General features: G+C 66.4%; 12 protein-coding genes. 6 read left to right on the forward strand and 6 right to left on the reverse strand.

Annotation, left to right across the window (positions count from 1 at the left end; all coding sequences use genetic code 11):
• The first annotated feature begins 381 nt into the window (after nt 1-381).
• Genes AC1GI4_RS00925 through AC1GI4_RS00940 form a run of 4 tightly spaced genes read left to right on the forward strand, consistent with a single transcriptional unit; the run spans nt 382 to nt 3410 of the window.
• Entirely contained in the window at nt 382-1632 is a 1251-nt protein-coding gene (locus tag AC1GI4_RS00925) for a lipoprotein-releasing ABC transporter permease subunit (RefSeq protein ID WP_479628202.1), read from the forward strand.
• On the forward strand, nt 1625-2344 hold the full coding sequence (locus AC1GI4_RS00930) for an ABC transporter ATP-binding protein (RefSeq protein ID WP_479628203.1): 720 nt from the start codon (nt 1625-1627) through the stop codon (nt 2342-2344). Before AC1GI4_RS00925 ends, AC1GI4_RS00930 begins: the two co-directional genes overlap by 8 nt.
• Nucleotides 2341-2934, forward strand: coding sequence for a GNAT family N-acetyltransferase (locus AC1GI4_RS00935; protein WP_479628204.1), 594 nt, complete (start codon nt 2341-2343; stop codon nt 2932-2934). The genes AC1GI4_RS00930 and AC1GI4_RS00935 overlap by 4 nt, the downstream gene beginning before the upstream one ends.
• Nucleotides 2931-3410, forward strand: coding sequence for a glutathione peroxidase (locus AC1GI4_RS00940; protein ID WP_294274535.1), 480 nt, complete (start codon nt 2931-2933; stop codon nt 3408-3410). The genes AC1GI4_RS00935 and AC1GI4_RS00940 overlap by 4 nt, the downstream gene beginning before the upstream one ends.
• 168 nt (nt 3411-3578) lie before the next feature.
• Here the strand turns inward: AC1GI4_RS00940 and AC1GI4_RS00945 are convergent, their stop codons facing one another.
• Nucleotides 3579-4142: an HdeD family acid-resistance protein gene (locus AC1GI4_RS00945; protein WP_479628205.1), complete on the reverse strand. Its 564-nt coding sequence runs from the start codon at nt 4140-4142 to the stop codon at nt 3579-3581.
• 104 nt (nt 4143-4246) lie between these two features.
• Here AC1GI4_RS00945 and dnaE point away from each other — a divergent pair, with 104 nt between their 5' ends.
• Complete coding sequence (gene dnaE, locus AC1GI4_RS00950) at nt 4247-7735, forward strand: DNA polymerase III subunit alpha (protein ID WP_479628206.1); 3489 nt, start codon at nt 4247-4249, stop codon at nt 7733-7735.
• A 60-nt stretch (nt 7736-7795) separates the two neighbouring features.
• Here the strand turns inward: dnaE and AC1GI4_RS00955 are convergent, their stop codons facing one another.
• A complete protein-coding gene (locus AC1GI4_RS00955) occupies nt 7796-7930 on the reverse strand; it encodes a hypothetical protein (protein ID WP_294275518.1) in 135 nt (44 codons plus the stop codon).
• A gap of 48 nt (nt 7931-7978) precedes the next feature.
• Nucleotides 7979-9061, reverse strand: a complete 1083-nt coding sequence (locus AC1GI4_RS00960; protein ID WP_479628207.1) for a PA0069 family radical SAM protein — start codon at nt 9059-9061, stop codon at nt 7979-7981.
• A 52-nt stretch (nt 9062-9113) separates the two neighbouring features.
• Here AC1GI4_RS00960 and AC1GI4_RS00965 point away from each other — a divergent pair, with 52 nt between their 5' ends.
• Nucleotides 9114-9446, forward strand: a complete 333-nt coding sequence (locus tag AC1GI4_RS00965) for a VOC family protein (protein WP_479628208.1) — start codon at nt 9114-9116, stop codon at nt 9444-9446.
• On the opposite strand, the gene moaB is transcribed toward AC1GI4_RS00965, so the two are convergent.
• The 3 genes from moaB to AC1GI4_RS00980 all read right to left on the reverse strand — a co-directional run bounded on the left by moaB (nt 9447) and on the right by AC1GI4_RS00980 (nt 12817).
• A complete protein-coding gene (moaB, locus tag AC1GI4_RS00970) occupies nt 9447-9974 on the reverse strand; it encodes a molybdenum cofactor biosynthesis protein B (protein ID WP_479628209.1) in 528 nt (175 codons plus the stop codon). It lies immediately after the preceding gene.
• 228 nt (nt 9975-10202) lie between these two features.
• Entirely contained in the window at nt 10203-12062 is a 1860-nt protein-coding gene (locus AC1GI4_RS00975) for a lytic transglycosylase domain-containing protein (RefSeq protein ID WP_479628210.1), read from the reverse strand.
• Nucleotides 12059-12817: a uracil-DNA glycosylase gene (locus AC1GI4_RS00980; protein WP_479628211.1), complete on the reverse strand. Its 759-nt coding sequence runs from the start codon at nt 12815-12817 to the stop codon at nt 12059-12061. The genes AC1GI4_RS00975 and AC1GI4_RS00980 overlap by 4 nt, the downstream gene beginning before the upstream one ends.
• Nucleotides 12818-12899 lie beyond the last annotated feature (82 nt).

Here is a 12899-nt window from a genome sequence, read left to right on the forward strand (position 1 = left end):
GCGGCTTTTCGAAGGAGCGAAGCGCGAGGCCCAATGACAAACGCCCGGACCGTTTCCGATCCGGGCGCCTGCGTGACGATCGCTCGTCAGCCCCCTTTTCCCGCTCCCGCATCAACCTCTTTGGGTGAGCGTTGGAGCAATCCCCGAACCACGGCCGTTGCTGCCTGTGTCTCAGTAAGAGTGTGTTACGGTACGGCAGGGCCGCTTGTCATCCCTCTTGCGGCATCCTTGCTACGATTGGCGGGCATGTGTGTCGTCGGAGCAACAACGTGGCGAGTCGTCCGTTGGGGTGCACGAACCGGACGCGGCATTGCCAGCACCGGACGCCGCCCGTACAGCCCTTGGGGCTAGTCAGTTTCTCTACGGATCGATCGGACATCAATGATCCTGTCACGCTATGAACGGATGATCGCCCGGCGCTATCTGCTGCCGGGCAAGGGAGAGGCGTTCATCTTCCTCGTCGCCTCGATCAGCCTGGTCGCGGTGATGCTGGGCGTCGCGGCGCTGGTCATCGTCATGAGCGTGATGAACGGCTTCCGGGCCGAGCTGTTCGACAAGATCGTCGGCCTCAACGGCCATGCGGTGGTGCAGGGGGTGGGCGGGCGCCTGCCCGACTGGCGCGATATCGTTCGCGAGGCCAAGGCGACGCCGGGTGTCACCAGCGCGGTGCCGATGATCGAACAGCCGCTGATGTCCAGCTATAACGGCCGGGTCGAGGCGGTGCTGGTACGCGGCATGCGGGTGCAGGATATCCGGGGCAACTCGGCCATTCGCTCCAAAATCATCATGGGCAATCTGAACAGCATCACGCCGGGCAGCGACCGCATCGCGATCGGCAGTCGCCTGGCCGAGGCGCTGGGCGCGCAGGTCGGCTCGGAGATTTCGCTTATCAGCCCGCAGGGACAGACCACGCCCTTCGGCACCGTGCCGCGCATCGTCAGCTACAAGGTCGGGGCGATCTTCGAAATCGGGGTGTACGATTACGACAAGGCCTATGTCATCATGCCGATCGAGGATGCGCAGACGCTGCTCCTGATGGGCGATACGGTCGGCATGGTCGAGATTCAGACGGTCGATGCCGACAGGGTCGGGCAGATCCTGGCCCCGCTCGCCGACAAGCTCGGCGGCCGCGCCGTCATCGCCGACTGGCGCACGATGAACGCCCAGCTTTTCGAGGCGCTGGCGGTCGAGCGGGTGGCGATGTTCACCGTGCTGTCGATCATCATCCTGGTTGCGGTATTCAACATTCTGTCCTCGCTCATCATGCTGGTCCGCGCCAAGACCCGCGACATCGCGATCCTGCGCACCATGGGTGCGACTCGCGGCGGCCTCATGCGCATCTTCATTACGGTCGGCACCACCATCGGCGCGCTGGGGACGCTGGCCGGTTTGGTGCTGGGCGCGATCTTCCTGTTCTATCGCCAGGGGGTGGTGAACTTCGTCCAGTTCGTGACGGGGCAGAATCTGTGGGACCCATCGATCCGCTATCTTACCGAGCTGCCGTCCAAGACCGATCCGGTCGAGATCGTCGTGATCGCGTCGATGGCGCTCGTCTTCTCTTTCCTCGCCACGCTCTACCCCGCCTGGAAGGCGGCGAGCACGGACCCGGTTCAGGTGCTGCGCTATGAATGATCCGATCATCCGCATGGGAATTGCCGCCGAGCCCCGCGCCGCCGAGCCGGTGCTGGCGACCCGCGAATTGTCGCGCAGCTTCACGCAAGGCGGGCAGACGATCGAGGTGCTGCGCGGTGTCGACCTGGCGATCGCGCCGGGTGAGATCGTGGCGCTCCTCGGGCCGTCCGGTTCGGGCAAATCGACGCTGCTTCAGGCCGTGGGCCTGCTGGAGGGCGGTTTCTCCGGCTCGATCCGTATCGCAGGCGAGGAGGTGTCGAAGCTCGACTCGCATGGTCGCACCATCGCGCGGCGCGATCATCTGGGCTTCGTCTATCAGTTCCACCACCTGCTGCCCGACTTCAACGCGATTGAGAATGTCGTCCTGCCGCAGCTCGTCCAGGGCAAGCTGCCCGCCGATGCCGAGGCGCGCGCCAAGGGATTGCTGACCGCGCTGGGGCTGGGCCACCGCCTGACCCACCGGCCCAGCCAGCTGTCCGGCGGCGAGCAGCAGCGCGTGGCGGTCGCCCGCGCGCTCTCCAACCAGCCGCCGCTGGTGCTGGCGGACGAACCGACCGGCAATCTGGACGAGCATACCTCCGAAATCGTGCTGGCCGAGTTCCTGCGGCTGGTGCGCGGCGAGGGCTCGGCAGCACTGGTCGCGACGCATAACGAGCGGCTGGCATTGAAGATGGACCGGGTGGTCCGTCTGCACGAGGGGCGCCTGCAATGAGCGTCTGGACCGAGACGCCGACGCTGACCGGGCGGCATGTGACGCTGCGTCCCTTTGTCGAGGCAGACCTGCCCGCTTTGGTCGAGGTGGCGCGTGAGGGGGATCTCTGGAACATCTTTTATGCCAATGTCTCGATGATGAAGACACCCGAGCGTTGGCTGGCGGCGGCGTTGAAGGAGCGCGACGCGGGCCGTGCGCTGCTCTTCACGGTCGAGACGCCGGGTGGCGAGGTGGTCGGCACGACCCGCTATATGAGGATCGCGCCCCAGCATCGGCGGCTGGAGATCGGTGGCACCTTCTACGCCACCCGCGTCCAGCGGACGGGCGTGAATACCGAGGCCAAACGGATGCTGCTCGCCCATGCCTTTGAGGTAATGGAGGCGCAGGCCGTCCAGATCCGCACCGATGCGCTGAACAAGCGCAGCCAGGCAGCGATCGAGCGGCTGGGCGCGAAAAAGGACGGCGTGCTGCGCGGGCATCAGGTGATGGCTGACGGGCGTATCCGCGACAGCGTCGTCTATTCGATCATCGACCGCGAATGGCCGGGCGTCCGCGCCAATCTGGATTATCTGCTGGGGAAGCACGCATGAGTGGTATCGCGGATTTCACCGTCAAGGCGGCGGACGGCTCGCCGGTCGATATGGGCCGTTATGCGGGACGCGTCCTGTTGATCGTCAACACCGCGTCCAAATGCGGCTTCACCCCGCAATATGAGGGGCTGGAGGCGCTCCACCGCCGTTTCGAGGGGCAGGGGCTGACCGTTCTGGGCTTTCCCTGCAACCAGTTCGGCGCGCAGGAGCCGGGCGATGCGGCGGAGATCGCGAACTTCTGCTCGCTGACATACGACGTCAACTTCCCCGTCATGGCGAAGATCGACGTCAATGGCGATGACGCCGATCCGCTGTTCCAGTGGCTGAAGGCGCAGGCGCCGGGCGTGCTGGGTACCAAGGCGATCAAGTGGAACTTCACCAAGTTTCTGGTGGATCGCTCGGGGAAAGTGGTCGGACGCTACGCCCCGACGACCAAGCCCGAGGAACTGGTCCAGGATATTGAGGGTCTAATCTAACCTCATCACCCGTTCAGCCTGAGCGAAGTCGAAGGCCGAGAGAAAACCGCTGTTCTTGGCGGATGTTCGACGTGCGCTTCGACTTCGCTCAGCACGAACGGGCCGGGGGTATTTCATGCCCCCGGCCGCCGTCCGTTTCCGAGAATGCGGCCGAAGGCTACACGCTCCTTACATTGAAAACGCGCTCGCCCCCTTCTTGTGGTCCAGCGCCGACGCGATCGCAGTGATCCCGCCGAACAGGAAGCTCAGCCCCAGGATGTAACCCGGCAGCGTCATCGCACTCCACGGCAGGGTTGCGAGCACGAACAACGCCAGCAGGATGTTCAGCACGCCCAGCGCGATCATCAGCCCGCGCCGCCGCATCCGGGCGCCCAGGCCGATTTCCAGCGCGCCGCGAAGCCCTAGCCACACCGCGACCAGTAGGGTGATCGAGATCGCGCCCGTCGCTGGCTCGAACGCCATGATGAGGCCGATGATGAGCGAAACCAAGCCGAAGCCGATTGCATAGCCGCGCCCTTCATGCCCCTTGCCGAATATCCCGGCCGCGATCGACACGATGCCCGCCGCGATGAAGAAGGCCCCGATCACCAGCGTGACCGCCAGGGTCGCGGGCACCGGAAACAGGAATGCCGCCAGCCCGAGCAGCGCCGACAGGATGCCATAGGCCAGGATCCAGCCCCAGCCCGCGCCGGGGCGTAGTGCGGTGGCAAAGGAACGGTCGGTATCGGTCATCGTCTGTCGCCCCAATCCATGATAGTCCTTCTGCCAGCGTAACGGCTTGTGTCGGGCGGGGTTCCGTGCTGGTCGAATCACGCGCGGTCGGATAGGGATGGGACATGCATTCCGGATATGTGCCGCTCCGTATTTTCTCCTCTTTCACGATGCTGGACGGGGCGATCGACCCCAAGGCGATTGCAGCGCAGGCCAAGGTGAACGCCTTTCCCGCCGCCGGGCTGACCGACCGCAACGGCCTTTATGCCGCTATGGCCTTTTCGGACGCCGCGAAAAAGGCGGGGGTGCAGCCGATCATCGGCACGATGCTGGGCGTCGCGCGGCCCGACATGCCCGAAAACGTTGCGCCGATGGTCGACTGGATTGCGCTCTATGCGCAGGACATGGAGGGGTATGACAATCTATGTGCGCTGGTATCGGCGGCGCATCTGGATCGCCCGATCGAGCTGGCCGCCCATGTCGGCTTCGATACGCTGGCGAGGTTCAGCAAGGGCCTGATCGCACTGACCGCGGGGGGCGAGGGCGGCATTGCCCGCCTGTTTGCCGAAGGCCAGCCGGATCGGGCCAGGGCCTATGCCGACCGGCTTCAGGCAATCTATGGTGACCGCCTCTATGTCGAATTGGCGCGGCGCGACGATGCCGTCGAGATGGCGGCCGAGCAGGAGCTGATCGACCTGGCCTATGACCGCGACCTGCCTTTGGTCGCGACCAATCCCTGCTGCTTCACCGACAGCGGTTTCCGCGACGCGCACGACGCCATGCTGTGCATCGCCAATTCGACCTATGTCGAAATGGAAGACCGCCCCAAAAGCTGTCCCGAGGCGTGGCTGAAGCCCGCCGAGGTGATGAAGCAGCTCTTCGCCGACCTGCCCGAGGCAATCGAGAACACGCTGGTCGTCGCGCAGCGCTGTGCGGTCATGGCTCCGTGGCGCAAGCCCATCCTGCCCAGCCTGGCGGGCGACCGCGAGGGCGAGGCGGCGATGCTCCGCCAGGACGCGACGGCGGGTCTGAACGCCCGGCTCGACCGCATCGCCGAGCTGGAGGGAGAGGGCGAACCCGGCTGGCGCGAGGCCTATCACGAACGATTGAAGTTCGAGGTCGACATCATCATTCAGATGGGCTTCCCCGGCTACTTCCTGATCGTGGCCGACTTCATCAAATGGGCCAAGGATCACGACATTCCCGTGGGGCCGGGCCGTGGTTCGGGCGCGGGCTCGGTCGTCGCCTGGGCGCTGACCATCACCGACCTCGATCCCTTGAAGCTGGGCCTGCTGTTCGAGCGCTTCCTGAACCCGGAACGCGTGTCGATGCCCGACTTCGACATCGACTTTTGCGAAACCCGGCGTGGCGAGGTCATCCGCTACGTCCAGGAGAAATATGGCCGCGATCAGGTGGCGCAGATCATCACCTTCGGTAAGCTGAAGGCGCGCGCGGTGTTGAAGGACACCGGCCGCGTGCTCCAGATGAGCTATGGCCAGGTCGATCGCCTCGCCAAGCTGGTGCCCAACCACCCGACCGACCCCTGGGACCTGAAGCGTGCGCTGAACGGCGTGCCCGAGTTGGCGAAGGAATATGCCAACGACAATCAGGTCCGCCGGCTGCTCGACCTCGCCACCAAGCTGGAGGGCTTGCCGCGCCACAGCTCGACCCACGCCGCCGGTGTGGTGATCGGTGACCGGCCGCTGGCGCAGCTGGTGCCGCTCTACCGCGATCCGCGCTCGGACATGCCGGTGACGCAGTTCGACATGAAGTTCGTCGAGGGCGCAGGCCTGGTGAAGTTCGACTTCCTTGGCCTGAAAACTCTGTCGGTCCTGCAAAAGGCGGTGCAGCTGCTCGCCAAGCGCGGGGTCGAGGTCGATCTCGGGGCCTTGGCCTGGGATGACGAGGCGACCTATGCGCTGCTCCAGAAGGGCGACACGGTCGGCGTGTTCCAGCTGGAATCGGAAGGCATGCGGCGCACCCTGTCCGCCGTGCGCCCGACCAATTTCGGCGACATCATCGCGCTCGTGTCGCTGTACCGGCCGGGTCCGATGGACAATATCCCCAGCTTCGGTCGCCGCAAGCAGGGGACCGAAGAGATCATCTACCCGCATCCCCTGCTCGAACAGATATTGTCCGAGACGTACGGCATCTTCGTCTATCAGGAACAGGTGATGCAGGCCGCCCAGATCCTGGCGGGCTATTCGCTGGGCGGCGCCGACTTGCTGCGTCGCGCGATGGGCAAGAAGGTCAAGGCGGAAATGGACGCGCAGCGCGCCATCTTCGTGAAGGGCTGCGCGGAGGTGAACAACATCCCCGCGCAAAAGGCCAATGAGCTGTTCGACTTGATCGACAAGTTCGCCGGATACGGCTTCAACAAGAGCCACGCGGCCGCTTACGCGCTGCTCGCCTATCAGACGGCGTGGCTGAAGGCGCATCATCCGCACGAATTCTATGCCGCGTCGATGTGCTACGACATGGCGCTGACCGACAAGCTGGCGATCTTCGTCGACGATGCGCGGCGCATGGGCGTGACGATGCTGCCGCCCTGCATCAACGCCAGCCAGGCCGAGTTCGATGTCGAGGCGCATGAGGATGGCCTGGCCGTCCGCTATGCGCTCGGCGCGCTGAAGTCGGTGGGCGAGGGCGCAATGGAGAAGCTGGTCGTCGAGCGTCAGGCTGGTGGTGCCTTCGCCTCGCTTGATGCACTCGCCAAGCGTGTCGATCCGCGCCTGATGAACAAGCGCCAGCTGGAAACGCTGGCCTCGGCCGGAGCCTTTGACGGGATCGAGCCGAACCGGGCGGGCGTCCATGCGGTCGCCGAAACCGTCCTCGCCATCGCCGCGCGCACCCATGAAGGGCGGACGAGCGGGCAGGGCGGGCTGTTCGGCGAGACCGAAGTGGCGGGCGATGCGATCAAGCTGCCGACCGGCACCCGCTGGACCCTGTCGCAGCGGATGGAGCAGGAGAAGGAGGCGTTCGGCTTCTATTTCTCGGCGCACCCCGTGGATCGCCATGCGCATATCGCCAAGATGCACGGTGCGCGGACCTATACCTCGCTGACCGACCTCGTCATTCCCGACGACGGCGCGCGGATCGGCGCGACCATGGCGGCCTTGGTCGAGGATGCGCGCTGGCGCACCTCGGCGCGGGGCAAGCGTTACATGATGGCGCAGCTGTCGGATGCGACGGGCCAGTTCCTGGCGACCTGTTTCGACGATTCGGTCGCCGCCGATCTGGAAAAGGCCGCCAAGGAGGGCGACTGCGCGCTCATCACCGTCGAGCTGGACCGTCGACCGGGCGAAGAGGCACCGCGCGTGAGCATCAAGCGGGTGCAGCTGTTCGACGGGCTTGCCAGCACCGCCAAGTTCGTGGTCGAGGTGACGATCACCGACAAGGTGGCGTTCAAGGCGCTGCACGCGATGCTCGACCCGTTGCGCAACGGCCGGGGCGAAGTGCGGGCGCGGATCGAGGGGGCGGACGGCGATACGCTGCTGACGCTGGGCCGCAACTTCCTGCTGGACGCCGAACTGGCCAGCCATATCGAGGACCTGCCTGGCGTGAAGGCCGTGGCGATGAAGTCGTCCGAGGCGCGGCTGGCGCTGGTGGGGTAATGCGCCGCGTCCATCGCCTCCCACCCGGCCCGGTGCCGAGGTGGGAGGTGTGGCTGAGCGTCATTCGCCCGTCGTGCGTCCGTCCTGTTCCTCGTCACCGGCCTCGCCATGATTGCCATAGCCGCCGCCCGAATGGTCGGCATCATTCTCGTTCGGGGTCTCGGCTGGCGTGGTCTGTTCGGGATCGTGGATCATCGCATCTCTCCTTCGGATCCCTAACGCACCGACCGACAGGGACGATCCTCAGAACAATTCGCCCTGTGCCCCACGGGGCGGACGAAACAGGCTGGTGTCGAGCGGCGGCCGGTCGCGGTTGAGGCCGTGAAGTCGACAGGCGCGGTGAAAGCGCACGCGCAACAGCTCCGCCCATGGCCCCTGTCCCTTCATCCGGGTGAAGAAATCCGGGTCGTTGTCGCGCCCCCCGCGCAGGGACTGGATGATCGCCATCACCTTGCCCGCCCAATCCGGGAAATGCTCGGCCAGCCAGGCGCGGAACAGCGGCGCGACCTCATGCGGCAAGCGGACGGGGATGAAGAAGGCATGGCGCGCACCCGCCATCGCCGCGCGTTCGACCAGATGTTCGATCTCGTGATCGGTGATCGCGGGGATCACCGGCGCGATCGAGACATAGGTGGGGACGCCCGCCGCGGCCAGCTTCGCCACCGCCGCCAGCCGCCGTTCGGGCGTCGGCGCGCGCGGCTCGAGCGTCCGGGCGATCCTGGCATCGAGCGAGGTCACCGACACGCAGACCGTCGCCAGCCCCTTCGCGGCCATCGGTGCCAGGATGTCGAGGTCGCGTAGCACCCGGTCCGATTTGGTGGTGATCGCGACGGGATGATCCGTCTCGGCCAGCACCTCCAGGATCGCCCGCGTGATCCGCCAATCGCCCTCGATCGGCTGATAGGGATCGGTGTTGGTCCCGAGCGCGATCGGTGCGACGCGGTAGCCCGGCTTGGCGAGTTCGGCCCGCAACAGCGCGGCGGCATCGGGCTTGGCGAACAACCGGCTCTCGAAATCCAGCCCCGGCGACAGGTCGTGATAGGCATGGCTCGGCCGCGCGAAGCAGTAAATGCAGCCATGCTCGCAGCCGCGATAGGGGTTGATCGAGCGGTCGAAAGGCACATCGGGGGAGCTGTTGCGGCTTAGGATCGTCCGGGCTCGCTCCACGGTCACGCTGGTGCGGAGCGGCGGTGGCGTGCCGTCGATCAGTGTCTCGGCATCCAGCCAGTCGCCGTCGGCGATATGTTCCGCAAGCGCGAAGCGGCGGCTGGCCGCGTTGGTCGTCGCGCCTCGCTGTGCCCGCTTATCTTGTCCCGGCTTGCGCATGGCTGGAAACTAAGGCAAGTTATGGAACATAGCAAGAACAATGGAGGGTGAGATGGCGCGCCTGGAGTATCTCGAACTGCCGGTCGGCGATCGGGCGGCGGCGAAGCGTTTCTATGCGCGGGCGTTCGGCTGGAGCTTCACCGACTTCGGGCCGGATTATGCCGCGACGATGAGCGGGGATACCGACCTCGGCCTCGACGCCGCGCAGGACAAGGTGAAAGCGCCGCTGCCGGTCATCCGCGTCGATGACCTCGAAGCGACGTTGGCGGCGGTCGAGGCGGCGGGCGGGACGGTCGTGGTGCCGATCTTCGCCTTTCCCGGTGGGCGGCGCTTTCACTTCCACGATGTCGACGGGCACGAATTGGCGGCGATGCAGGCCGACTGATTATCGCTCCAAAAGGCGGGGCATCAGCTCGACGAAGTTGCAGGGGCGGTGGCGGCTGTCGAGCTGGTCGCGCAATATGCCGTTCCAGGCATCCTTGACCGCCCCGGTCGAGCCGGGGAGCGCGAAGATATAGGTGCCGCGGGCAACGCAGGCGCAGGCGCGGGACTGGATGGTCGAGGTGCCGATAGTCTGATAGCTCAGCCAGCGGAACAGTTCGCCGAAGCCGGGGATCATCTTGCTCGCGACACGCTCGACTGCCTCGGGCGTGACGTCGCGGCCGGTCACGCCGGTGCCGCCGGTGGTCAGGATGCAGTCGATGCTGGCGTCCTCGATCCAGCGGTTGAGCTGGTCAACGATCTCGTCGGCGTCGTCGCGCAGGAGAATACGATCGGCCAGTTCGTGCCCTGCCTCGGTGAGCAGGCCGACCAGCGTGTCGCCGGAACGATCCTCGGCCAGTGAGCGGGTGTCGGAAACGGTCAGTACCGCGATGCGGACGGGCGTGAAGCTGCGGGTGGTATCGATGGGCATGGCTGGCGGAACGTCCGATCGCGGGTTTTGGGGGCGGATTGTCTGGTGGTGAGGCGTGGCCTTCGACTTCGCTTAGGCTGAACGGAGGATGGTATGACTCTTGCGCGCAACCACTGTGTCACGGTCGCGTCGACCTGGCTCAGCAGGAATTGAGGCAGGAGCGGACCCCAACCCCCGTTCAGCCTGAGCGAAGTCGAAGGCCAAGGGCATCCCCGGCCTCAAACCCCGTCAGTTCGCCTGCACCACCGACGTGCTCGATTGCGGGCTGACCGTCGCGTTCAGGGCGATCGTCGTCTTCGGCGTTACACTCGCCTGCGCAACGTTCGGTCGCTGCAGGCGGATCGCAGACGCGCCGGGCAAGCCGGGGAAGCGCGGCCACATGCCCTGTGCCAGCGCGGCGCGGCTGGGCGACTTGGCCTTGCCGGTCTGGCTTTCGTACATCCAGTAGTTGCGCAGGACCATGGTGACGTAGCCGCGCGTCTCCCAATAGGGGATGCTTTCGATATAGAGCAGCGGGTCGCCGCCGTCGCGGACCAGACTGTTCCACTCACCGACCGGCTTCGGCCCGGCATTATAGGCGGCGATCACCTTGGGCAGCAGGCCGCCGGTGATGCCGGTCATGTCGCGTAGCCGTTCCAGATGGCGCTGGCCGATGTCCATGTTGGTCGACGGCTTGGTTAGCGCGCTGCGGTCGATCGATACGCCGCGTTCGCGCGCGAAATCGGTCGCGGCGGCGGGCATGATCTGCATCAGGCCGTACGCACCCGCAGGGCTGACCACCTTGTTGCGAAAGCCGCTTTCCTGAAGCGTATGCGCATAGACCAGCGCCTTGTCGACGCGCCAACCACTGTCGGGCTTCCAGCTAGGCGTCGGATAGCGCGCCTCGGCGGTGGCGGTGACACCCGCCGGGCAGTTGTGCGCCAGCCAGACGGTGGTCGCGGGCAGGTCGAGCGATTCGGCGAGGCGAACGAGGCTGCGGAACTCGGTCGGCTGGCCGATCCGTGCCTGCTGGCGGATCACCTGATCGGCGAGGTCGGTTTCGCCGACTTCGACCAGCGCTGCGGCGACGAGGATGTTGGGGCGGCGATCGAGCGCGGCCCAGTCGGTCGCGACCAACTGCCCGCGCGGTTCGCGGTCGCCGCGCATGCCCAGCGCCTGACGCGCCAGCTGGCCGTAGAAGCTCTCGCGGAACTGCGAGGCGGAGCGCAGGCGGCCCTCGATCTTGTCGGGGCGACCGCAGACCATATCGGCGCGGGCGGCCCAATAGAGCGCCGCGGCGCGGAGGTCGACATCGGTGGCGCGTGCCGCCGTCCCCTCGAACGCGGCGGCGGCGGCCTGGCAGTCATTCTGGCGCCATGCCGACAGCGCGACGGTCCAGCGACCCTGCACCGCCCAATCGCCATAGCCCTCGGCAGCCTGCGAAGCCAAAGCACGGGCATTGGTGTCGTCGCCGCTGAGGAAATAGATCCAGGCGACCTTTTGCTGCCACTCGGTCAGCGCCTCGGGCGACAGGCCTTGCGTGGATTCGAGCAGCGCACGGGCAGAGGGGCCGTCATCCGCCTTCACGAAGGGCTGCATCCTGATGGCCAGATCGGCGGCGATCTGATCGCTGCGCACACTCTTGGCGCGGGTGCGACGGGGCGCGCCGTCCTGCCAGATCAGCGTGTGCGTCTCGGGCAACGGGGGCAGGTCACGCGCGCCGCGCGACCGGGCAAGGCGGGCCAGTTGCTCGGCCTGCGGCAGCTCGGGCGCTTCGTTGAGCAGGGCGACCAGTCGCTCGACATCGACCTTGGGCGAACCCTTAGCGGTGTAGAGTTCGGCGCGTGCGATAGCATGGAGCGGGCCGGGCTTGAGCGAGTCCAGTTCCAGCTGCGCGTCGGTCCAGCGGCTGTCCCGGATCGCCGCAAAGACGCGCATATAACCAGCCTTCTGATCGGCATCGAGCAGGGCGGGGATGGCGGGCGGGGCCTTGAGCGCGGTGGGGCTGCGGGCGTCCGTGGTGGGTTCGGCGGCGAGCGCGGCGCCGCTCCAGGCCCCGAGCAAAGCCCCGATGGTCGCTCCCTTCGCGATCGCCCGGCCCAGCTTCATGCGCGCAAATCCCCCATGACCCTTTGCAAGTCTTTCCAGCTTTCCGCCTTCGCCATCGGCTTCTCGATCAGGAAGCGCGGATGGAAAGTGGCGACGACGTTCGTTTTTCCGCTTTTATGGTCAATGACATGTGAATGTCCGCGCGCGTCGGTCAATTCGGTCCCGAGCACGGCACGGCTCGCCGCATTGCCCAGCAGCAACAGCCCGCGCGGGGCGACTAGGCCGACATGATGCAGCGCGATTTCGGCCAGTCGCCCCTCCAGTCCGGCGGGTGTGCGCCCCGCGATCGGCCGCCGCGCGCAGACCGAGGCGATATGCACCGTCTCGCGCGACAGGCCCATGGCGGCGAGCATCCGGTCGAACAGCCGCCCCGGCGCGCCCGACAGGATCTGGCCCGCATCGCCGTCATCGCGGTCGGGACAATCGACCAGCACCATCAGGGCGGCCTTGGCGGGCCCGGTGGCGGTCAGCGAAATGCCGTCCCATGTCGCCTCCGGCGCGGCATCGGACAGCCGCCAGGCCAGAAATGCCTCCAGCGTATCGGGAAGCGCGGTCGCGGTGGGCGCGACCGGCAGGGCGGCGGCGGGCGCCTGGCCCGGCATGACGCGCGGCGCCCGTACGGGCTCGGGCGCGCTCCAGTCGCGGGGCTCGTCCTCGACCAGCAGGTCGACACCCGCATCATGCCACCAGTCGAGAATGCTGGCGGCCAGGGCACCATCGAGCGGTGCGGTGTCGAACGTTGAAATAGCCCCCATATCGCACAGGTCCATGCTGCAAGGTTGACGTGCGCGTCAATCTGTCGGATCGGCTGTCGGGACAAGATGTTTACCGTCCGCG

This window comes from Sphingomonas sp. 77B, from assembly GCF_056497825.1.